The sequence below is a fragment of the Mediterraneibacter sp. genome (assembly GCF_030825015.1).
Classification (GTDB): Bacteria; Bacillota; Clostridia; order Lachnospirales; family Lachnospiraceae; genus Mediterraneibacter.
This window is the reverse complement of record NZ_JAPJQP010000006.1, coordinates 44,827-68,111: the sequence shown is the minus strand read 5'-3', so window position 1 is coordinate 68,111 and position 23,285 is coordinate 44,827. Positions and strand designations below refer to the sequence as shown.

Genomic DNA, 23,285 nt, shown 5'->3' with positions numbered 1-23,285 from the left:
ACTGTGAAGTTCGGAACTGCAGTTGAGAAACTGAACCTTCCGAAAGAAGTAAAAGTAACATTGGATGATGATACAGAAGATACATTGTCAGTAGAGTGGAACACGGATGCGTATAAAGCAGACAAAGCAGGAACATACGAACTGACAGGAACGCTTCAGGCAAAAGAAGGAATTAAGATTCCTGAAAACTTCAAGACAGTGACAATCAATGTAACTGTAGAGGCGGAAGAAGTGAATCCGCCGAAGCCGGAAGACAAAGTTGTGACAGCAGTAGAGAAGCTTGCTGATCTCACTGTGAAGTTCGGAACTCCGGTTGAGAAACTGAATCTTCCGAAAGAAGCGAAAATAACGCTGAACGATAAGGCAGAAGAGACACTGTCAGTAGTATGGAACACGGATGCATATAAAGCAGACAAAGCAGGAACATATGAATTGACAGGAACGCTTCAGGCAAAAGAAGGAATTAAGATTCCTGAAAAATTCCAAAAAGTAACAATTAAAGTGACTGTTGAGGAGAAAGGAAAAGTTCCTCCGACATCTGATAAAGAAGAAGGAAAGAACAATTCCGGTGCAGTTCAGACAGGTGACGATAAGAATGTATGGCTTCCGATCGCAGGTCTTGTAGCTGCAATCGCTATCGTAGCGGCAGTCCTCGTAATCAGAAACAAAAAGAAAAAATAAAATCAGACATCTTGCAAGATAATATTGTGAGATAGTGTGGAAGAGCCGCTCCCTGGTAATAGCAGGGAGCGGTTCTTTGTATGGCGATTTCTTACAATCCCGGAATGTGCTGCTTTGTACACAGGTTTTCTATGCAGAGTTTGTATACAGCGAAAACCCGCTAACCACAAGGGATAACGGGTTTCGTTGTTTTATAGTTATCTAAAGGAATGAGAGTAAAGTGCGACATCCTTATCCGGGATGTCATTACTTTATGAGGGGGATAGTTGCTGTATCAACTATCTGAGATAAAGTATATACAGAAAATGTGTAAAAAGTATGTTTGAATGATTAAAGAAAAAGAAAAAACTAAAAAACAAGTAAAAAAATCGTAAATGAGGAAAAGAAGAAAAATAAGGAAAACTTGACAAATATCCTATAGAAAACTAATATGAATAGTGTTCATATCGGAGAGGGGAGGAAAATGAACAGAACAGTTGCGCGGAGGAAAAGCAGGCGGGGAAAATTGTGTTTATTATATTTTTGTTTATGGCAGATGTTTTATTTGGCAGAAATTATGCGCAGGCTTGCAGAAAGAAATTGAAAAGTGACATAAAAGAAATGGAAAAAGGAGAAGATACATATGAAAAGAATTATAAATACAGCGATTGCCTATTTTATATTTGCAATGGCAGGGGGTGTCTTTTATCGAGAATTTACAAAATGGAACGGGTATACAGAACCGACGACATTAGGCGTTTTACACGTCCATTTGTTAGTGATGGGAACGTTGTTATTTTTGCTGACAGCTCTTTTTGCGAAGATAACGATGTTGGCGGAAAATCTTTTGTTTAAAAAATTTTTTGTTCTATATAATATTGCTCTGCCGGCAATGGTACTTATGATGCTTGTTCGAGGAATTGTTCAGGTTCTCGGGATAGAGGTTGGAAAAATGGGTAACGGGATGATCTCCGGTTTTGCAGGGTTATCTCATATCGGAATGATGATCGCGCTGCTGCTTCTGCTGTTCGCGATAAAGCGGGAACTTATACAAAAACAATAAGAAATAGCAGGAAAAGTTAAAAGAAAAAATAAACAGCGAAAACCCGCTAACCTTATGGCTAACGGGTTTCGTTGTTTTTTATAGTTATCTAAAGGAATGAGAGTAAAGTGCGACATCCCGGTTATCCGGGATGCCTTTACTTTATGAGGGGGGAGATAGTTGTTTTATCAACTATCTGTTGAATAGTATATCTGCAAAATGTGTCCAAAGTATGTTCAATGTCTAAAAGAAAACGAAAAAAAATTACGAAATTCTTAAATTTGTATATTTTCATAGGTGCGTATTACACAGGTAAAGCTGGGAATAAGCGGTTCATTACGCGGATTACGAAGAAATCAGAAGCGTATTTCCGGCATAAATGAGGTTGGGATCGGAAATTCCGTTCAAAGTGGAAAGGGCAGAAACGGTTGTTCCGAATCTTTCGGCGATTTCACTCAAAGTATCACCAGGGCGAATCGTGTAATATACCGGACTGCCGGAATCGACGCCTTGCGGAATTCGGATTGTATTTCCGGCGTAAATAAGATTCGGATCTGCAATATTATTTAGAGCTGCGAGGGCAGAAACAGTTGTACCGTAACGCAGAGCAATTTCGCTTAAAGTATCGCCGGGCTGAATGGTATAGGTAATATATGCCGGAGTCGGCGAAGGAGCGGGCGACGGAACGCTGCCGGACAGGTGATTAAGTCCGGCCTGTCGAATGATGCCCGGATAATCAATGTAGCCGATGTCAAGGTCAACATTTCCGCCGATACCGGGAACACTTCCTTCGTTTGTATACTGCCACATTCCGCAGTTCGTTCCATCGAAAGAAGATGCGTAGCGGGCATACCAAAAGGCATATCGTTTGGCAAGATCATTTCCGAGATAATTGTCTAAAAAACTTCGGTTTGTATAAAACATTGCATAGTAACCATTTGCTTCGATGCGGTTGCAGAAAGCAGTTACAAATTGTTTCGCGAGAGATGAGGTTACGGTGACGCCTTCTCCAAGAGCATAAGCAATGGATGCCTGTTCAATATCATAACAGACAGGATAATCAATTCGGTAATTACGAATGGCGCTTAAGCATCCGTCGGCTTCCTGAACTGCCGTTTCAGGACTGACAGCATAGCAGAACCAGTAAACCCCGATCGGGAGTCCGATTCGGTTACACTCAGAAGCATTTCTTTGAAATTGTTTATCGATTGTGTTGAATCCATAGCCTGCGCGAAGCATAGCAAATTGATATCCTGCGTTTTTAACCTGTTCCCAGTTGACTTCACCTTGAAATTCGCTGACATCAAGTCCTTTTATATTCATATTGCCTCCATAAATGTGTGAATTTTTGAGTTTCTAATATAAAAATAGAAGAAATGTTGAAAAAACAGGCAGTGATGAAAAGATTATGACAGCATGCTTTTTCTATGGTTATTGTATGTATTGCCAAAGAAAGCGTGTGTGAAAGAGATGATTTTTACGATAAAATGTATAAAATAGATAAATAGGAGAAGTTACGGTAAATATTTGTGTATAAGCGTTGCAAAAACAAAAATAAAGTCCTATAATGATTATGTTTAAGTGGATTTACTAGGATTACTAGGCACTCATCAAAATATAGGAGAGGAGAAAAAGGGATGAAAAAGAAGCTAAACAAGATCGCAGCTTTAGTCTTGGCTCTGGTCATGGTCATCACGGGATTTGTGGCAGTTCCGGAGATGGATGTACAGGCTGCGAACGGACCGTCAATTATAACTAAGACGGATGTCACAAAAATGAAACCCGGTGATACAGTTCATGTTGAATGTTGGCTTAAACCAAACGGAAATGTGATGCAGGTTATTGGCGGGTTTGATTTCGACACAAAGGTATATACATATGTAAAAGGCAGCTTGGATAAAGATCCGGCAAATGTTCTGAAAAAGAATTTTTCATTTATCGTAGATGAATCGGATGTGGATACAGCAGGTGGTTTCTCGGTACTTCTTGAAATGACTGAGAATAACCCGGTAAATAAAGACACATTGCTTTTTACATTTGATGTAACAGTTAATGAAAATGCAAAAGGCTCAGGTCTTATGGGCTTTAACTGTGTAGGAATTGAAACGGGAACAAATGATAATGATAGAACTCCTATCGAAGGTAAAGATGTTCCAACTCAAACATTAGACAAAAGCGGAAATGAAATCAAAGACGGTCAGATCCCGGTTGTGATCGAGCTTGCTTCTCTTAACATCAAAGAGAGTGATTTCACATTAGCAAAAGGCAGTTCAAAAACGCTTACAGTAGAAGGAACTCCGGCAGCAGCGTTTGATAAAGACGCAGTTGTGTGGACATCTTCTAACCAAAATGTTGCAACAGTTGAAAACGGTGAGGTTAAGGCTGTTGGCGTTGGTACAGCTACAATTAAAGCAAGTTTGGGTGGTAAGAGCGATACTGTAAAAGTTACAGTAGATAATCCGCTTACAGGAATCACTCTGGATCAGACAACACTTGCTTTGGAGAAAAATCAGTCTGCAACATTGAAAGTGAAATATACCCCGGAAGATACAACAGACAGCAAAACTGTAAAATGGGAAAGCAGTGACGCAACGGTAGCCAAAGTTGATCAGAACGGTAAAGTGACAGCGCTCAAAGACGGTACAGCTACAATTAAAGCTACAGTTGGAAAATTCACAGCAGAATGTGCAGTTACTGTAAAGAGAGTTCCGCTTACGGGAATCTCACTTGATAAAACGACTTTGGAACTTTCCAAAGGTCAGAGCAGTGAAGCTCTTAAAGTGATTTACAACCCGGCAAATACAACAGATGATAAGACTGTTACATGGACAAGTGCAAACGAAAACATTGCGACAGTAAAAAATGGTGTTGTTACAGCAAAAGCAGTGGGCGCAACAAAGATTACAGCAACAGTAGGTACACACAAAGCAGAATGTACAGTTACTGTTAATGCAAAACTGACAGGTATCAAAGTGACACCGGATAAGGTGACAGTTGAAAAAGGTCAGACGGCAAACTTGAGTGTAGCATATCTTCCGGTAGATACGACAGATGAAAAAGCTGTTACATGGAAGAGTGAAAACGAGAATGTAGCAACAGTAGATGCAAATGGTGTTGTTACGGCAGTTGCAGGCGGAACAACAAAGATCGTTGCAACAGCAAAAGCAAATGATAAGATCACAGCAGTATGTGAAGTGAAAGTTCCGATCCATACAGAAAGCATCGTACTGAATAAGACGGAAATTAAAGACCTTCTGAAAGGTAAAACAGAAAAACTTGAAGTGTCATTTGTTCCGAATAATACAGAAGACAGCCGTGAAGTAAGATGGACAAGCAGTGATCCGAGCGTAGCGACAGTTGATGCAAACGGAACTGTAAAAGCGCTTAAAGAAGGCGAAGCTGTAATTACAGCAGAAACAGTTGCCGGAGGACATAAAGCTACTTGTACAGTGACAGTAAAAGAGATCCACTTGACAGATGTTATGCTTGATGAGATAAAGAATCCATCTGAATTATCTAAAGGTGAAAAACATCAAATTAGAATCGGACTGAATCCGGGGAATACAACGGATGATATAACATATACATTTGTATCATCTGATGAGAAGGTTGTTTCTGTAGATAAAGGCGGTATGATAACGGCGTTGAAAGCAGGAAAAGCAACGATTACAGTTACAGTAAAAACAGCAGGATTTGAAAAAGAACTTACTTACGAATTAACAGTAAAAGAAATTCCGCTCGAGTCGATTTCAATCAAAGGCGATGTAACTTCCCTTGAAGAAGGAAAGACAACAAAGCTTAACGTAGTATTCAATCCGACAAATACAACAGATGACAAAACAGTTGTATGGAGCAGCTCTGATACAAAAGTAGCAACAGTAGATGCAAACGGTGTTGTGAAAGCTGTAAAAGCCGGAACTGTGAAGATCACAGCAAAGGTTGGAGATAAGACAGCTGAGTATGCTTTGACAGTAACAGCAAAAGCAAACGGTACAAACAATAAGAACGAAAACCCGGCTAACGGCGGTGCAGTACAAACTGGAGACAGCAGCCATGTTTCAGGTTTCGCAGTAGCAATGCTTTTATCAATGGCAGCGATTGCTGGTGTAGTAATTTTCAAAAAAAGAGTGCATAGATAAAAGTTAAAAAACAGCTCCTTGTTGGCAAGTGACCGACAGGGAGCTTTTTGGTATCAGAAGAAAGAAAAAAATGAGAAAATAATGTGTTTCTCCTGATACCAAAAAGCTCCGAAAGGATGCGTGAATCATAGTTTTTTCTTGCAGAACAGAGGAAAAACAGAAGAGGAGAAGCAGAATATAGAAGAGGCAGAACGCAGAAGAAACAGAATACAAGAAAAATAGGAGACGAGAGGATTATGAGAGGAAAAGCAATAAAGCAAATTATTTTAAGTTTATGTATGATCTGTCTGTTTGGGATGACAGTACAGGCGGAAGATGTGTATACAGAATTTCATGTAGAGAATCAGAAAGGAAAAGCCGGAGATATCGTAACTGTTCCGGTAGAGTTTAATACAGGACAGGAAGTAGGCGGATTTCAGATTTCTATTTATTATGATAAAGAAGTATTGGAGTTTCAGGAGTTGGAAGTCGGGGATTTGATTGAAGAAGCCGGAGGCGGGATCTTTGACTATAACCATATCGAAGAATCCTCGGAAATTGTTGTTGTGTATGTTGTTCCGGATACTGTGAAAAATGAAGGATCTATCGTTGATTTGAAGTTCAAATTGAAAAAAGACTGCACGGAGAAACTTCCGATCGGGATGAAGCCGGATGAAGTTGTAGACGGTACGGAGTCGAGTAAGCCGATCACAGGTGAGGTTTCCGGTGTAGACGAAGAATTTCAGGAGAAAGTTGTGGGAGATCTCGCTGTAGTTTCAACTGATCGGAATAAATCGGATGCGGCGAAGTCGGATGATAAATCAAGTAAAAAGTCAGATAAGAATAAAGATGAGTCAAAATCTGACAAGGAAGTGAGCGATGATAAAGAAGATACGTCCGAATCAGATGAAAAAGGAAAAGAAAATACTGGCAGCACGGATGAGGGGAAGGATGAGAAAAAACTGTCAGCCGAAGATTTTAAAGTGTTGGCTGTTTTTGGCGGAGTTATGATTTTATCAGGTGTTGTTGTTTATTTGATAAAGAAGAAAAACGGAAAGAAACAAAAATAAAAACAAAGCAGAAAATGGCAATATAAAAGTAAAACAATAGTATGAAAAGAAAAAATGATAAGTAAAAGCTGCGAGAGTGAGGGCTGAATAGAATGCTGATTTTAATGGCGTGTATCGTGATAGTCGGAATATTAGGCGGCGGATATTATGTATCGGTATCGGCGGTGACAGGAATATTTCTAATCGGAGTTCTGTTTTACAGGATGTATATGAAGAGGCGGATTACAGCGGCATGGGATCTGAATATGGCGGCGTTTGCCGTGCTTGTGTTCGGATATTTGCTTTCCTGTTTATGGGCGGTGGATTCGGGAATGGCTCTTATGGGAGTTGTGAAATTCCTTCCGTTGTTATTATTTTATGTACTTGTATCAGGCGCACCGGATGAAAGAGAAAAAATGATCGGGTATCTTCCGGCGCTCGGCTGCCTTATGACAGTTTTTTCTTTTATCATGATGCAGTTTGAAGTTTTTGAGCAATGGGTATCTGTTGCCGGACGTTTATCAGGTTTTTTTCAATATCCCAATACATATGCACTGTTTATGCTGATCTGTCTGATTCTTGTGATGTGGAGATTCGATCATAAGAAAATCGACTGGCTCGACGTTGTGTATGGGATCGCCGCTGTATTTGGAATTATAATGAGCGGAAGCCGTACCGTGTTTGTATTAACTGCGATTGCTGTTATATGGGTATTTTTGGCAAAGGCATCCGGGAAAAAGGTGATTGTTCCGGTTCTTGCGGGAGGGACGATTATCGCGGTTATATTAGCGATTGTTGCAGGAAGCACGGGAGTCCTTGAGCGATTTACAAATATTTCTTTTGGGGCGAGTACGTTTCTCGGAAGAATTTTGTATGTTCAGGACGCGCTTCCGCTGATAGTAAAACATCCTTTTGGTCTTGGTTATTACGGATATTATTTTATACAGCAGTCAGTGCAGACAGGCGTTTATACAGTCGTAAATGCACATAATGAATTGATCCAGATCTTGCTTGACGTAGGCGTGATTCCGGCGGTGTTTATGGGCGCGGCGGTTTTGAGGTCTGTGTTTACGAAGCGGACAACAAGCCGGAACAGGATCGTTCTCAGTATTATGATTTTACACAGTTTGTTCGATTATGATTTTCAGTTTATAGTAATGGGATTTGTACTGATACTGTTTCTTGATATGCGCAATATTAAGACGCAGAAAGTGCCTGTTTTAACAGGAACTGTTGTAGGGCTGACCGGGATCGCTGTCGCTGCGCTTTCGGTTATGTGTGGAATCTCGGACGTTTGTTATACGTCGGGAAACTATAAAACGGCTGAAAAAGTTTACAGCGGAAATACGATGGCACAGTTGGCGCTTCTTACGAAGGCGGATACAGCAGAAGAAATGAAGGAGATTGCTGAAAAAGTGCTTCAGGATAATAAATCTGTGGCGCTTCCGTACAGTGCATTAGCTCAGGCAGCTTTTGCGGATGGGAATGTAGACCAATTTACCGAATATAAATTAAAAGCAATCGAGCTTGCGCCGTATCAGTATGAAGAGTATGAGAATTATCTTGAAGTGTTAGTATACTGTAATAGCCTGTATCACCAGATGGGCGATAAAGACGGAGTGAAATTTTGTGTGGAAAAAGCAGAAGAGATCCCGAAAATGCTGGATCAGGTAAAAGAAAATACGAGCGCGCTCGGATGGAAGATTGTGGATCGTCCGCAAGTGACATTGTCTCATGAAAATCTTGAGATCATTGAAGACATGAGGAGGCGGATGGATGAATAAAAAGAGAATTGTCGGAGTTACCTTAGCAGTCGGAGTGTGTGGAGTCCTTGCGTTGGCAGGAACGCTGCTGAGCAGAAAAAGCGGAGCGGTTGTGCTCGATCAGGCAGGAAATGAGATTGCGAAGCTTACAGTTCAGGACGGCAAGATCGGTTACGAGTGTGAAGAAGAATATCAGTCTTATGCGGATATCGTTTCACAGGAAGCAGTCAAAATGATTCAGGAGCGCGAGGGCGTGAATGAAGAAACTGCGGCAAAAATACTGGCAGACAAAGAAATAACAGTTGAAACATGGCTCGATCAGGAGACTTTGGATGCGGTGATTGCTTCTTATAATGATGGCGAAGGGATGAGCTGTGATCGGTTTGGAGCGGCAGTCAGCGATGGAGAAAGTCATTTGACAGCGTGTTACAGTGATACAAAAGGAAACGATAACTATAATAATGTGACAAAGTCTGCATTCGCAGGATCGACGATGAAACCGCTTAGTGTCTACGGTCCGGCGGTTGAGGATGGGACGATCTGCTGGTCATCGCTGTATGAAGATACTGCGTATGGAGTTATGGCAAATGAAAACGGAATCGCTAAGGAATGGCCGCAAAACGTCGTACCGTTTACAGGGGAAAAGGTTACTGTGGCAGATGCGGTAAAAGAATCGAATAATACCGTAGCAGTGAAAGTATTAAAGGATTACGGAGTTGAAAAGTCGGTTTGCTTTTTGGACGATGCACTTGGTTATGATGTAGATAACGAGAAAAAGCTTTTGGAAAATGAAGGGGAAGATCGGATCTTAAGTAATATAGCGCTTGGGTACTTAGAAAACGGTGTGACCGTTGCCAAGATGACAGATGCATATCAGGTATTTATAAATGAAGGAGTAGATACGCCTCTTTGTGCGGTTAAAGAAATTAAAAAATCAGGCGAGACATATTGGACGCCAAAGCAGAAAGAGACAGAAGTGTTCAGCGCAGAAACGGCTTATATTATGAACCGTATGCTTCGGGAAGTTGTGACAGACGGAACAGGCATATCTGCACAGGTAAAAGGGCTTGATCTTTACGGCAAAACCGGAACGAGCGAGTATGGGGATCACTGGTTTGTCGGGACGATTCCGGAAAATGTATGTGCGGTATGGTATAAATCTGATAAAGATGCGGAAACCGATACTGCGGATGCCGCCCGGATCTGGAAAGGAATTTTTGAAAAGATCGGGGCAGGTGGATCCAGAGACTATCCGGTTCCCGATGGCGTGAAAGAAGAAGTATATTGTAGGAAGAGCGGACTTTTGGCAGGAGACAGATGTAAAGAAACAGGCGTCGGATATTATAAGGAAGGAACATTTTCAGAGTTATGTAAGGAATGTCAATAATATTTATATCCGAAAAAGATTATTTCATCGGATAGGTATTAAAAAGAATTGTTTTGAAGGAGGCGATCATTTTACTGATAAAAAGAAAGCGATAAAAAACGTCAAGGGAGGAAAAAGATATGATTACAAAATTTGAACGAAAAGTGATCGCAGGATTTACGGCTTTTCTGATGTGTCTGTCGATGGTATTTGCAGTTCCGGTTTCTGTAAATGCAGAGGCAGAACAGACGCAGGATAAAGCGGTAAGTGATGCAAAGCAAGAGGGCGCGGCAAGTGGTGTGCAGATCCAGGATGAAACTGTAAATGATGCACAGCAGGATGTAACTACAGGAGGTGAAGTTGAAGAAGAGGGAGACAAGACGGCAGGCGATATACAGAAATTGCCGGAAATGAACACAGAGAGCACGGATGCGATGCTAAATACAGCGTCACAAGAAAATGTGGTAGGAAGTATTACTCTTAAGAAAGACGGAACGGTAGAATCCGGTTCGGTTATGCTGCAGGAAGATCAGAGCTCCGTTTGTTATCAGTTGAATGTAGAAGAAGACGGGCAATATTATATTACGGTAACAAGTGATAATTATTGGAATACGCATGTGAGCATTACGGAAGAAACCGAAGCCGGAACACAAGGTGTGGAGATTATTAATTCACGAGTTGAACTTCGTAAAGCCGGAACATATCATTTGAAATTATCAGACTATTCATCAGAACCTCAAAAAATTATAAAATGGAAAGCCGGAAAAGTCAAAGATATTACCCCCGGAGAATTTGATGTAGAGTTAAAAGGGGAGGATTTTTCGGCTTACTATAGACTGACTGTGGATGAAACCGGGATTTATTATGTTCGTTCAAACAGCAGGCTGTCGATTATGATAAGAGACCCACAGACAGGAAATGAATTTTTGTCATCATCTTTTTATGCATTGAAAAAAGGGAAAGTTTATGAGATTACACTCGGAAGATACAGCATGGAAGATGTTTCAGGAAAATGGGGGATTCTGAAAGGAATCGAAAAAGAAGCAGAGTGTGACAAGCTATACATTAATGAGACAGAGGGCACTTACTATAAGTTTGTTCCGAAAATAACAGGATATTATAGTGCAGAAGGCGTTTTTTATGACGAAGAGTGGAATTCGGTTTACTCCGTAGAAATGATCGCAGGAAATACATATTATTTAGTGCCGTATGGAAGATATTTTTGCATTGAGCAAAGGGAAGAAATTGGGGTTGAAGAAGTAAAGATTAAGGTTGGCGAGAAGTATACGCAGGATATGAACAGCGGGAAGCAGGTTGTTTACGAATTTACGCCGGAAGAAACAGCACGATATAATTTTAGTTCAGAACAGAATGTGCGAATAAATATTATGTCAAATATGGGATTACAGGGAGGAATCGGAGTTCTTGATGGGAAAGTGAATTATTCAGTAGTTATGCAGTCAGGAGTTCGATATCAGGTGTATCTTTATAAACGAGATTCGGACAAAGTTACATGGTCTGTTGCAAAAAACACTATAAAGACAGCAGCAGAGAAGACAGAATATGTAACTGCAGAAAACAGCATAAATGCATATGATTTCGTTCCAAATAAGTCGGCAGATTATAGAATCACTTTTAAAGAGAAGGGGATGTTTGCTGTATGGGATGATAAGTGGACGGAAATAAAAAAATGTAAAAGTGAAGAAACTGACGGCAGAGCAGTTGCTCTTTCATTAGAGCAGGGGAAGACGTATCACTTTGCTGTTGCCGCGCAGGAGAAGGATATACGGTGGGAGATTGAAGAAGCTAAAGCAGTAAACGGATTTGTATACAGAACTTTAGCTGACAATACAGCAGAGATTTTAAAATATATAGGAGCGGAAAGTAATGTAACAATACCGGATAAGATCGATGATAAAGTTGTAAAAAGTATTGGAACAGAGTCGTTTGCAAATAATGAAACAGTGGTAGGAGTTATGATTCCGGCACAAGTTACTGACATGCAGTATGGAGCATTTGCATCATGTACGAATCTGAAGAAAGTGACTTTTGAACAAGGCAGTCAACTGAAAAAAATCTCAGAGGAGGCTTTTGGAAGATGTGAAAAGTTAGAAGAAATAAATATTCCAGAGAGTGTTATGCAAATCGAGAAAAATGCATTTTATTATTGTCATTCTTTAAATAATGTAACTTTTGGAAAGAAACTTTCGGTAATTGGAAATAGTGCGTTTAAAGGCTGCCGTAGTTTAAAACAGATTGAAATTCCAGATTCTGTGGAGAGTATCGGGGAGGAAGCGTTTGCAGATTGCATATCTCTTGAACATGTGACGATTGGAAATAAACTGGCATATGTAGCGAAAAGTGCATTTTCATGGTGTAACCTGACGGAAATTACATGGGGAGATGGAGTTGCCACAATCGGAGACAGCGCGTTTATTTGTAATCAAAAACTTACGACAGTTTCGATTCCTGATACAGTAACGGAGCTTGAATACAAAGCGTTTGCCGGATGTGTCGGGTTAAGCGATATTGAAATTCCCGATTCGGTAGAGGCAATCGGAGGCTATGCATTTGAGAATTGGAATATATATAATGCAGATGAGAGCACTGCATGGTATGATGCACAGGCTGACGGTGATGTGTATGCCGGAAAAGTTTACTACAAATATAAAGGAACAATCGCAGAAGGCGGTACTGTGAATCTGAAAGCCGGAACAAAAGGAATCGCAGGATATGCGTTCCTTGATCAGACAAATCTGACAGGAATTGAAATTCCGGACAGTGTAACGAATATCGGCGACTATGCATTTGTCGGCTGTGAAAAATTAAATAAAGTGACTGTTCCTGCATCTGTAATAAAGATCGGAGAGAAAGCTCTTGGATATTTGACGACGGGAATGGCGGGACAGGTTTATAAGGTAGAAGGCTTTACGATCCGGGGCGTAGCCGGTTCAGCCGCGGAGAAGTATGCGAAAGAAAACGGATTTAATTTTGAGGCGTATACTCCTGAATATATCAGAGGAGATGTGGATGCCGACAGAAAAGTTGGTATCGGAGATGTTCGTATGACATTGCGGAGCATCTGTAAGAAGGCGGAATTGAACGAAACGCAGAAGCTTGCGGCGGATGTGGAAAAAGACGGAGTAGTAGATATAAAAGACTTGCGGAAGATCTTAAGATATGTCTGCGGTAAAATTGAATATTTGTAAATCTGATTCTTAAGCGGATTTTGTAAGTGAATCGTAAGAGTGTAAGCACAGGAAGAACCCTGCTCTGCCGAAAGGCGGAGCGGGGTTCTTCTTATACTTATGACCAGCTGTATATGTCGGTGAGATATGTCGCAGTAATTATTCTGTAAATGCCAGCAATATGTGATGCAGTGATTTGTGCAGATATGGCAGATATTCTTCCATACTGACGGGCTGGCTGTTGTGGATACAGTTATAGCTTGTAGAGCCGATCAATTCGATTATTGTGAAGAGAAGTAATTCCGGCGTAGGACAGTCTATATTGTATTTTTTCAGAGCGGTCATGTAGTGATCATAGAAACGGCTTGAAAAAGAATGACTTCCGTTTGCAAAGACACTTTTAAATATCCCCCAGGATAAGTTCTTTGCAATAAATTCCATGAAAAAGTGATTCTTTTGAAAACGATCAATAATATAATCTGTTGTAAAGAGCAGTTCATCTTCAAAGCTATTGACGTCTGCTTTCTCAATAGCGCGGTGGGCGTCGTCAAAAAGCTGGTTTGCTTTGTATACGATCAGCTTGTCACGCAGATCGTATTTATCTTTGAAATAGAGATAGAAAGTTCCCTTTGCAAGTCCGGCCTGTTGGACGATGTCGGAAATCGTTGTTTTTGCGAAGCCTTTCCTTGTAAACAAATGAAATGCAGTTTCAAGGAGTGAGCTTTCTTTTTGTTTTTTATTATCTTCAACTTTACTCATAATAGATTCCCCTCTTGTGCTTCCATGCGCAATCTTTTGTTATTTTTCCTATATTATGGATTGTTTTGTTCTGAAAGTCAATAAAATGACTAAAATTCATTTTTATCGCTAAAAAATATTGACTATTAGTCATTTTGGGAATATATTGTGTACTATAGAAAAAATAAGGAGATGATTTCAGTGGTCAAAGCAGGCAAGTGGATTGCGAAGCATCGTGTGTTGATCTTGATTATCAGTGCGTTACTTATGATTCCGTCTTTTTTTGGAATTGTGAACACGAGGGTCAACTACGATCTGCTTAGTTATCTGCCAGAGCATCTTGAAACTGTGAAGGGACAGGATATTTTGGTAGATGAATACGGCATGGGAGCATTTTCCATGGTCGTAGTAGAAGATATGGAACTAAAAGATGTACAGAAGCTGGAAGAGAAATTCAGCGAAGTGCCGCATGTGAAAGATGTGTTGTGGTACGATGATGCGGCAGATATCAGTCTTCCCGTGGAGATGCTTCCGAAGGATATCAGGGAAGCGTTTTTTAATGGGGATGCAACGATGATGCTGGCGCTTTTTGATAATACAACATCTTCAGATGAGGCGATGGATGCGGTGACGCAGATGAGACAGATTGCGGATAAGCAATGTTTCATAAGCGGAATGACAGGAGTTGTTACAGATATTAAAAATCTTTGTCTGCGGGAACTTCCGATTTACGTTTTGATCGCGGTACTCTGTTGTCCTGTTATATTGGAATTGACATCTACGTCATTTCTTGTTCCGATTTTGTTTTTGATCAGTATCGGAGCTGCGATCGTATATAATCTCGGAAGCAATGTTTTTCTGGGAGAGACATCGTACATTACGAAAGCGCTGACGGCAATTCTGCAGTTAGGCGTGACGATGGACTATTCGATTTTCCTTTTGAACAGTTATGAGGAAAATAAGAAGCGTTTCCCGGGAGAAAAAGAGCGGGCAATGGGGCATGCGATCGCGAATACATTTAAGTCGGTTGTCGGAAGTTCGGTGACAACGATCGCAGGCTTTGCGGCATTGTGCGTCATGACGTTTACACTGGGAAGAGATCTTGGAATTGTAATGGCAAAAGGTGTTGTTATGGGAGTGCTTTGCTGCGTAACGCTGCTTCCTTCTCTTGTTCTTGTATTTGATAAATGGATAGAAAAAACAACACATAGACCACTGTTTTCTAATATGAATAAACCGTCAGGGTTTATTACGAAACATTATGTTGTCTGGATCGTTTTGTTTGCAGTGCTTTTGTTCCCGGCGATTTACGGAAATAACCATACAAAGATCTATTATAATATCGCACAGTCACTTCCGTCATCTTTGGACAGTAACGTGGCAAATGAAAAACTGGAAAAAGATTTTGAAATGGGCAATATGCATATGATCCTAATGGATAAAAATATGGATGGTGTTCAGAAACAGAAAATGCTCGATCGGGTTGACGAAGTTGACGGTGTGAAATGGACGATCAGCATGAATTCCCTGATCGGACCGTCTGTGCCGGATTCTATGATACCGGATGATATTAAGAGCATGCTCAAGAGCGATCATTACGAGCTGGCGTTTATTTGTTCGGAATATGCATCTGCAACGGATGAGGTTAACACACAGATCGCAAAGATCGACGATATCGTGAAATCGTATGACGATGATGCTATGGTAATCGGAGAAGCGCCTTTGATGAAAGACCTTCAGGATGTAACTGATGTAGACCTTACGATGGTAAATGTTCTTTCAATGGCTGCGATCTTCTTGATCATTATGATTGTATTTAAGTCTATTTCGCTTCCGATCATTCTTGTGTCGGTTATCGAGTTCGCAATCGCAGTTAATATGGCATTCCCGTATTTTATGGGAACGGAACTTCCGTTTGTGGCAAGCATTGTCATCGGAACGATCCAGCTTGGAGCAACGGTTGATTATGCAATCTTAATGACGAGCCGTTATCAGAAAGAACGGGGACGAGGAAGATCGAAGAAAGAGGCGATCGCAATCGCTCATAAAACGAGTATGCCGTCAATTATCAGCAGTGGTTTGAGTTTCTTTGCGGCAACGTTCGGAGTGGCTTGTTATTCCAAAGTAGATATGATCGGTTCTATTTGTACATTGTTGGCAAGGGGAGCGATTATCAGTATGATCGTTGTGATTCTTGTGCTTCCGGCGATGTTTATGATATTTGATAAAATTATCTGTAAGACATCGATCGGATTCGTTGAGAAAAAGAGGAAAGAAAATAAAGTGATAAAAGCAGCACAATAAGGACAGCGCAATAAGAATATCGTAATGAGAATAAAGGAATAGAAATCAAAAATAATAAACAAGAGCGGCAGGAAAGGATGTTGGCGGTCATGAATAAAAATAGAAGAATGAAACATGTAGTAGCGGCTTCACTGGCAGTCGGAGCAGCGGCGCTTACCGGATTCGGACAGATCGCTCCGGCGGTAGTATATGCGGCAGAGCAGGAAGAAAATGTAAAATCAGAGAGTGCAGAGCAGGCAGGAGCGGAATTGTTCAAAGAAGAAACGGTCTATGTCAATGCGGATGCGGCAGGAGAAACAAAACTGGTGACGGTTTCAGACTGGCTGAAAAATGCCGGAACCGCACAGAGCTTAAATGACGTCAGTGAACTTACCGGAATCAAAAATATTAAAGGCGAAGAGACGTTTACCGAATCAGGAAACGCCCTTGTCTGGAACACGGACGGCGAGGATATTTATTATCAGGGAACAACAGACAAAGAGCTTCCGGTTTCGGTTAAATTGACTTATTATCTGGATGGAAAGAAGATCAGTCCTTCAGAGCTGAAAGGGAAAAGCGGACATTTGAAAATTAAGATCGATTATACGAATCACACGAAAAAAACGGTTCATGTGGATGGCGTTGAGGAAGAGTTATGCAGTCCTTTTGTTATGATGACCGGAATGATCCTTCCGAATGAAACGTTCAGTAATGTGACGATTGATAACGGGAAAGTCGTTTCAGACGGAAACAGGAATATAGTGCTTGGATTTGCGGTCCCGGGTATGAAAGAGAGTCTTGGAATGGATGATTTCAGTCAGTCTTCTTCCAAAGTAACTCTTCCGGAAAGTCTTGAGATAAGCGCAGATGTGAAAGATTTTACGATGTCTTCTACTTATACGGTTGCGCTGTCTGATATTTTACAAGACTTAAATATCAGCGAAGTGGTTGATTACAGTTCTTTGCAGAGCGCTCTTGATGAACTCGAAAATGCAGCTTTGGAACTGGTAAGTGGAACGGATACGCTTTCTTCAGGGGCATCTCAGCTTTCTTCAGGTGCAGCAGAATTAGAAGAAGGAATTAAAAAATATACGGACGGAACAGATACATTGGCAAATGGCGTTGTATCATATGTAGACGGTGAACGACAGCTTGCCGAAGGCGCGGCAGGTCTGACGGAATTGAGCGAAGGGTTGTCGAAGGTTCAGTCGGCAGTGAGTCAGCTTAGCGCGGCAACAGACGGAACGTTGGAAAATGTGAACGAAAAAGACATTAAGGCAGGAGCGCAGAAACTGGCAAACGGAACGCAGCAGCTTGCACAGGCACTTGGAACAGAAGCGGTTCAGGCAGTGATGAAGCAGGTAACGGGAATGATCGAGATGGGAAATGCTCTGATCGAAGAGACGAAAGGTCTGGAGACGAGTCTGCAGAATGGAATTGTAACTCCGGTTCAGGATATTGCGGCACAGGTACAGGCGATTTCAGGAGAACTTCAGAAGATTGCTGCTTTGCAGACAAATCTGGCAAATGCATGTGCGGCGATTAATACGGCGGTAGACCAGAACAACGCAGTTATTGATGCAGATAATGTGCAGATTACGGCAAATAATGAAAAGATTTCATCAGCGAAGACGAAAGCGGCTGCAAGTTCACAGACAATTCAGCAGTCGATTGATTCTTTGACAGCGCAGAGAAATGAGATTGCACAAAAAGATCCGCAGTCAGCGGCTTTGGAGGATCTTGATCATGCGATTCAGGCTTTGAACGAAGCGAAAGATGCTGCATCTGAAGCGGCAGATATGCCGGAGCTTTCTCTTGTAGAAGAGAAGTTGAGCCCGGTACAGGCAGATCTGTCCGGTGTGGATGTGCAGGCAATCCAAAGTGCGGTCGGAAAGATGAAGGTAGATCTGTTTGCCTTAAAACTTGCGTCTGCAGGGCTGAATGCGAAACTCCCGGAAGTGGAAGCAAAATTAGATGCAATCCAAAAGGCAGGAGAAAATCTTCCGCTGGATGAACTGGGAACATTGACAGAAAAAATCGATGATCTGAATACGGGAATGCAGGGACTTAATAGCGGAATCGGATCTTTGCATACGAATCTGTCGTTGTTAGATCAGTCGCTGGCAGCAACTGCTCCGAAAGCGGCTTCAGGAATCGCACAGCTGAACGGTGGTTTTGCACAGCTTGGCAGTTTCAACAGCCAGCTTACGGCAGGAGCGGCACAGTTGAGAGAGAACAGCAGCGTATTGAAAAACGGAGCGTCGGCTTTGAACAGCGGAGCGAAAACATTGGCAGACGGAGCGGTGACGCTGGCGGACGGAATGAAAACATTTGACGCAGAAGGAACAAGCAAGCTGAAAACAACAGTCGAAGATGCAGTCGGAGAATTGATGAATCGCTTAGAGGCATTGACATCCGAACAGTGCAGTTATGATACGTTCAGCGGAAAAGACAGCTCTATGGACGGAAATGTAAAATTTGTTATCGAAACAGAAGCGATTGAATAAAAATGGTCAAATACAAAGTGATCAGGTAAAACACAAAAATCATCCCTTTGCTGTGCAGGGGGATGATTTTTGGCTTTTTTCAGAGATCTTTTTGTGTGTCTTTTTTCAGACAGATTGTTTTCGGAAAGAGATCTGCAGGATATAAAATTTAATTCAGCAATGAATCTCAGTAATGGATCTTATATTTTTCCAGCCAGTAGTTGATCTGCAGCATATAGGCGATCATCTGAGGTCCGGCCATGAGCTGCCCGTACCATGGTTTCCCATAGTCGGAAGGGGCGTCGAGGAAACGCAATACTTTCTTTTTATCGAGAAACGTCTGAATAGGCGCGTTAGGAGAAGCAAGGACGTCTTTTAGTTCATTTGCAAGCATTGTTTCGTAATTAGGATCATAAGTTTTCGGATAGGGACTTTTTTTCCGCCAAAGAATTTCTTTCGGTAAAATTCCTTCGCAGGCATGACGGAGCAGACCTTTTACAATTCCGTCAGGACATTTTATTTTCCACGGAACATTAAAAACATATTCAACGATTCGATAATCAGCGAAAGGAACACGGGCTTCTAATCCGCTGTACATACCGGTGCGATCCATTCGGTCAAGAAGTGTTGCCATAAACCAGCGGATATTCAGATAAGCAATTTCACGCCGCCGCTTTTCTTCTGTGGAGTCCTCAGGAAGAAGCGGTGTTTCGCGAATTGTTTTTTCACAGGCTTCCCGGGCGTATTCTTCCATGTTCAGTTCGCGGATAAATGCATCGTCTAAGAGATCCTGGCGCGGCTGCATAGAAGGCGACCACGGAAACATATTTGTTTCGAAAAACTCTTTTTTGTGAAACCATGGATAACCGCCGAAAATTTCATCTGCACATTCTCCTGTGAGGACAACGGTGTTGAACTGTTTGACAAGGGAACAGAAATACAGCATAGAGGACTCAACGTCTGCCATGCAAGGGAGATCCCGGGCATCGACCGCTTTGTATAAATAATCGAGCTGATCCTGACTGCTGCATTCCAGAAAATGGTGATTTGTTCTAAATGATTTTGCCATTTGTTCGGCAAAAGGACGGTCTTGACTTGGCTGAAACCGGTTGGACTTAAAATAGGTTTCATTTCCCGTAAAATCAAAGGAAAAGGTATTCAGAGTCTTTCCCGATTCTGATAACTGTCCGGCGCAGACTGCGGTAACAAGACTGCTGTCTATTCCGCCGGAAAGAAATGTGCAGACAGGGATGTCAGAAAGCATCTGCCGTTTGATTGAGTCGGTGAGAAGCCATCGTGTTTTCTCCACTGTATCAGAAGGAGAGTCGGTGTGTGGATAACTTTCAAGTTTCCAGTAAAATTGTCGAAAAAAAGAGCTGCGGCAGAGGGTAATATGTTCTCCGGGAAGCACTTCAAAAATATCTTTGAACACTCCTTTTCCGTATGTTTTTGCAGGACCGAGAGAAAAGACCTCATTTAGACCGGTTCGATCCAAAACGGGAACAACACCGGGATATGCGAGCAGTCCTTTGATTTCGGATGCGAAGACAAAGGTTTCGTCTTTTTGTGTATAAAACAGCGGTTTAACGCCAAGTCTGTCTCGGAACAGATGCAGTTCCTTTTTGAAATCATCCCACAGTGCGATTGCGAAGATCCCGTTTAATTTTGTAATATATGACGAGCCATACCGCATGAATCCGGCAAGGATTACTTCAGTATCGCTGGAAGTGCGGAATTGTTCGCCCTCGGAGATCAATTCCGCTTTCAGTTCTAAGGCGTTGTAGATCTCGCCGTTATATGCGATGACACAGCGGCGGTTGTCTTTTATTCTTTCCATCGGCTGATGCCCGGTAATCAGATCGATAATATTCAGCCTGACATGGGCAAGCCCGCACATGGACGATAAAAAGATACCTTCGTCATCAGGGCCGCGGTGTTTCTGTACACGATTCATTGTTTCTAAAATTTGTTTTCGATAGTTTTCCTCTTTTGCATAATCTGCGAATGAGTTGAAAAATCCGGCGATTCCGCACATAGGAAGTCTCCTTTTCGTTTTTATAGTATACGAGAACATGCGTCAGGAAGTGAAAACGGAAGACCGTTTTCAGGCAGTACCAAGTATGACGGGCTGGATCTGCCGATTTTCTAAAGCAGCTTCCAAAGCAGGTATCAGAAGATCTGTATGAGCGGTCATAGAATTTGGTTTTTTGACCGGATCGTCCTGCCCGAAAGGAACAAAATAGATGTTTTTCGTATTCAAAAGAAGTCCGATGTTCTTCATATTCATGCCAAGAGCATCGTTTGTTGACAAGGATAAAAGAAGAGGTTTGTTATTGCGAAGATGTGCTTTCGCCGCCATTAATGCCGGTGTATCAGTGATTCCGTTTGCCAGTTTTGCAAGGGTATTTCCGGTACAGGGAAGGATAATGAGGATGTCGAAGAGAGCTTTCGGTCCGATCGGTTCAGCATCAGGAATGGTCAGCATCGGTTTGTGTCCTGTGATTTCTTCGGCTTCTTTTATAAATGATTCGGCAGAACCAAAGCGGGAATTAAGGGAAGATGCTGCATTTGAAAAAATAGTCTGTACGGAAGTGTATCGTTCTGAAAGTTTTTGTAATTCAAGAAAAGCTTTTTTGTAAGTGCAGAATGATCCGGTCAAAGCGACCCCAATCTGTTTTTCTTCTAAAGACAATGGGAGTTCCTCCTTTAAAAATTTTTATGAAAAATGGTCAATAAAGTGTTGCCTGTATAAAATCTTTCAAGTATTGAGCAGAAGAGGCGGGGGCGTATTTCCCCGGAAGTCCGGGGCAATGGAATGCAGGGATGCCAAGCCGGCGCGCCGTCTCAAGATCGACTCCGCCGGGAGAAGATGCGATATCAATGATAAGAGCGGAACGGTTCATGTTTTTCAAAATGTTATCATGGATAAATTGCGCCGGAATCGTATTGAAAACAAAGCGGAACGTTTTCACATGATCTGCAAGCGCGCTCAGGGGCAGACTTTCATCGGCGATGAGAAACGCCTGTGCCAGTTCATTTACGTCGTCGGTGAAAACCGATACGTTTGCAGACAGTCCTTTTAAAGAGGACACGATGGAGCGTCCGCATTTTCCGAAGCCGAGAACGGCACATTGGCTTTTATGCAGATGGAACGGACTGTGAAGAATGGCTTCGCAGACTGCGCCTTCTGCTGTTGCAATGCTGTTGAATACAGGAAGAGCCGGATCGTCTGAATAATCATAAACAGAGATGCCTTTTTCTCTGGCGGCTTTTTGGAAATGCGGCGGAATACATCCGGCAAAAAAAGCCTGCCCGGGTTGAAGAAGATCAAGAACGGATTGAATGGAAAAACGGCAGCGATCTTCTTTTACAGAGACATCAGATCCGTTTTGTGTAAATGGAAAAGGAAAGAGAACGGTCCTGGAATGCGCGCAGGCTTCTTTAAGGGAAACAGCCCTGTGAATCATCGGAGACTCTTCAGATAATACATCTTTCGGATAGGATGGCAAGGCGTAACAGCAAAGAGAATTTCCTGATTCTGCTAACAGTTGTGCAAGGAAAACCTGACGCATATCACCGCCTAAAACAGAGAAATCATATAAGAAAGAAGACATGAAAACACCGCTTAAAAAACATTTTAATTTACTGTATGCGGATTGAACGGATGTGTGATAGTTTGGAGGAGAAGTTGTAAGCGGGGCAAAGCCGCTGGAATTGTGCGGGGATGAAGAAAAGAAAGATTTTGGAATTGAAAAAAGATTTCTGAAAGGTCATAATAATGAGAAGAGATAAATTAATAAAGTTCTAAGATTTTATCTCATTCCTTTTAAAGTTTGTACGTTATGATAAAAACAGGAGAGGGTAAGAGAGGTGATTGACGATGTACAATATATTAGTGTGTGATGACGACAAAGAAATCGTAGAAGCAATCGAAATTTATTTGACACAGGAAGGTTATAACATCCTTAAGGCATATGACGGAACCGAGGCATTGGAAATTCTTGAAAGAGAAGAAGTTCATCTGCTGCTTCTTGATGTGATGATGCCGAAGCTTGACGGCATTCGTGCGACGTTAAAAATACGGGAGAAAAACAGCATTCCGATTATTATTCTTTCTGCAAAATCAGAAGACGCCGACAAGATCCTCGGATTGAACGTAGGAGCGGATGATTATGTTACGAAGCCGTTTAGTCCGTTGGAACTTGTAGCAAGAGTAAAATCCCAGCTCCGCAGATATACGCAGTTGGGAGGAACTGTGCGGGGAAAAAAGGATAAGATTTATGTTGTGGGCGGACTTCAGATCAATGATGATCTAAAAGAGGTCACAGTGGACGGAGAACCTGTGAGGCTGACACCGATTGAATATAATATACTTCTGCTTCTTATGAAAAATCAGGGAAGAGTATTTTCAATCAATCAGATCTACGAATCGATTTGGAACGAGGAGGCGATCGGCGCGGATAATACGGTTGCTGTCCATATCCGGCACATAAGGGAAAAGATCGAGATCAATCCGAAAGAACCCCGTTATCTGAAAGTTGTCTGGGGAGTCGGATATAAGATCGAGAAGGCACAATAGATAAGAAAAACAG

General features: G+C 41.8%; 15 protein-coding genes. 10 read left to right on the top strand and 5 right to left on the bottom strand.

The window, feature by feature from the left end:
• Together RCH61_RS04890 and RCH61_RS04885 are read left to right on the top strand one after the other, a co-directional pair.
• On the top strand, positions 1 to 681 hold a 681-nt coding region (locus tag RCH61_RS04890; protein WP_306480041.1), incomplete at its 5' end, for an Ig-like domain-containing protein.
• A 622-nt stretch (positions 682 to 1,303) separates the two neighbouring features.
• Positions 1,304 to 1,723: a DUF2871 domain-containing protein gene (locus RCH61_RS04885; RefSeq protein ID WP_178006545.1), complete on the top strand. Its 420-nt coding sequence runs from the start codon at positions 1,304 to 1,306 to the stop codon at positions 1,721 to 1,723.
• A 324-nt stretch (positions 1,724 to 2,047) separates the two neighbouring features.
• Here the strand turns inward: RCH61_RS04885 and RCH61_RS04880 are convergent, their stop codons facing one another.
• Positions 2,048 to 3,025: a LysM peptidoglycan-binding domain-containing protein gene (locus tag RCH61_RS04880; RefSeq protein ID WP_306480040.1), complete on the bottom strand. Its 978-nt coding sequence runs from the start codon at positions 3,023 to 3,025 to the stop codon at positions 2,048 to 2,050.
• Positions 3,026 to 3,339: 314 nt separating this feature from the next.
• On the opposite strand from RCH61_RS04880, the gene RCH61_RS04875 reads away from it, so the two are divergent.
• The 5 genes from RCH61_RS04875 to RCH61_RS04855 all read left to right on the top strand — a co-directional run bounded on the left by RCH61_RS04875 (position 3,340) and on the right by RCH61_RS04855 (position 13,207).
• Complete coding sequence (locus tag RCH61_RS04875) at positions 3,340 to 5,841, top strand: Ig-like domain-containing protein (protein ID WP_178006543.1); 2,502 nt, start codon at positions 3,340 to 3,342, stop codon at positions 5,839 to 5,841.
• A gap of 236 nt (positions 5,842 to 6,077) precedes the next feature.
• Positions 6,078 to 6,890, top strand: a complete 813-nt coding sequence (locus tag RCH61_RS04870) for a cohesin domain-containing protein (protein ID WP_178006542.1) — start codon at positions 6,078 to 6,080, stop codon at positions 6,888 to 6,890.
• A gap of 92 nt (positions 6,891 to 6,982) precedes the next feature.
• A complete protein-coding gene (locus tag RCH61_RS04865; RefSeq protein WP_178006541.1) occupies positions 6,983 to 8,653 on the top strand; it encodes an O-antigen ligase family protein in 1,671 nt (556 codons plus the stop codon).
• A complete protein-coding gene (locus RCH61_RS04860; protein ID WP_178006540.1) occupies positions 8,646 to 10,019 on the top strand; it encodes a penicillin-binding transpeptidase domain-containing protein in 1,374 nt (457 codons plus the stop codon). Before RCH61_RS04865 ends, RCH61_RS04860 begins: the two co-directional genes overlap by 8 nt.
• Before the next feature lie 119 nt (positions 10,020 to 10,138).
• On the top strand, positions 10,139 to 13,207 hold the full coding sequence (locus RCH61_RS04855; RefSeq protein WP_178006539.1) for a leucine-rich repeat protein: 3,069 nt from the start codon (positions 10,139 to 10,141) through the stop codon (positions 13,205 to 13,207).
• Between the two features lie 138 nt (positions 13,208 to 13,345).
• Here RCH61_RS04855 and RCH61_RS04850 read toward each other — a convergent pair whose 3' ends face one another.
• Positions 13,346 to 13,945, bottom strand: coding sequence for a TetR/AcrR family transcriptional regulator (locus tag RCH61_RS04850; RefSeq protein WP_178006538.1), 600 nt, complete (start codon positions 13,943 to 13,945; stop codon positions 13,346 to 13,348).
• A 180-nt stretch (positions 13,946 to 14,125) separates the two neighbouring features.
• Between RCH61_RS04850 and RCH61_RS04845 the strand changes: the two genes are divergently transcribed.
• Together RCH61_RS04845 and RCH61_RS04840 are read left to right on the top strand one after the other, a co-directional pair.
• Complete coding sequence (locus RCH61_RS04845) at positions 14,126 to 16,228, top strand: MMPL family transporter (RefSeq protein ID WP_330692922.1); 2,103 nt, start codon at positions 14,126 to 14,128, stop codon at positions 16,226 to 16,228.
• An 89-nt stretch (positions 16,229 to 16,317) separates the two neighbouring features.
• Positions 16,318 to 18,714, top strand: coding sequence for a hypothetical protein (locus RCH61_RS04840; protein ID WP_178006536.1), 2,397 nt, complete (start codon positions 16,318 to 16,320; stop codon positions 18,712 to 18,714).
• 166 nt (positions 18,715 to 18,880) lie between these two features.
• Here RCH61_RS04840 and asnB read toward each other — a convergent pair whose 3' ends face one another.
• The 3 genes from asnB to RCH61_RS04825 form a co-directional block, all read right to left on the bottom strand.
• Positions 18,881 to 20,728: an asparagine synthase (glutamine-hydrolyzing) gene (asnB, locus tag RCH61_RS04835; RefSeq protein WP_306480039.1), complete on the bottom strand. Its 1,848-nt coding sequence runs from the start codon at positions 20,726 to 20,728 to the stop codon at positions 18,881 to 18,883.
• A gap of 69 nt (positions 20,729 to 20,797) precedes the next feature.
• Entirely contained in the window at positions 20,798 to 21,385 is a 588-nt protein-coding gene (locus tag RCH61_RS04830) for a dipicolinate synthase subunit B (protein WP_178006534.1), read from the bottom strand.
• A gap of 37 nt (positions 21,386 to 21,422) precedes the next feature.
• Positions 21,423 to 22,307 carry a dipicolinate synthase subunit DpsA gene (locus RCH61_RS04825; RefSeq protein ID WP_178006533.1) on the bottom strand — a complete coding sequence of 295 codons (885 nt, stop codon included), beginning with the start codon at positions 22,305 to 22,307 and terminating at the stop codon, positions 21,423 to 21,425.
• Positions 22,308 to 22,573: 266 nt separating this feature from the next.
• On the opposite strand from RCH61_RS04825, the gene RCH61_RS04820 reads away from it, so the two are divergent.
• Complete coding sequence (locus RCH61_RS04820; RefSeq protein WP_306480038.1) at positions 22,574 to 23,272, top strand: response regulator transcription factor; 699 nt, start codon at positions 22,574 to 22,576, stop codon at positions 23,270 to 23,272.
• Positions 23,273 to 23,285 lie beyond the last annotated feature (13 nt).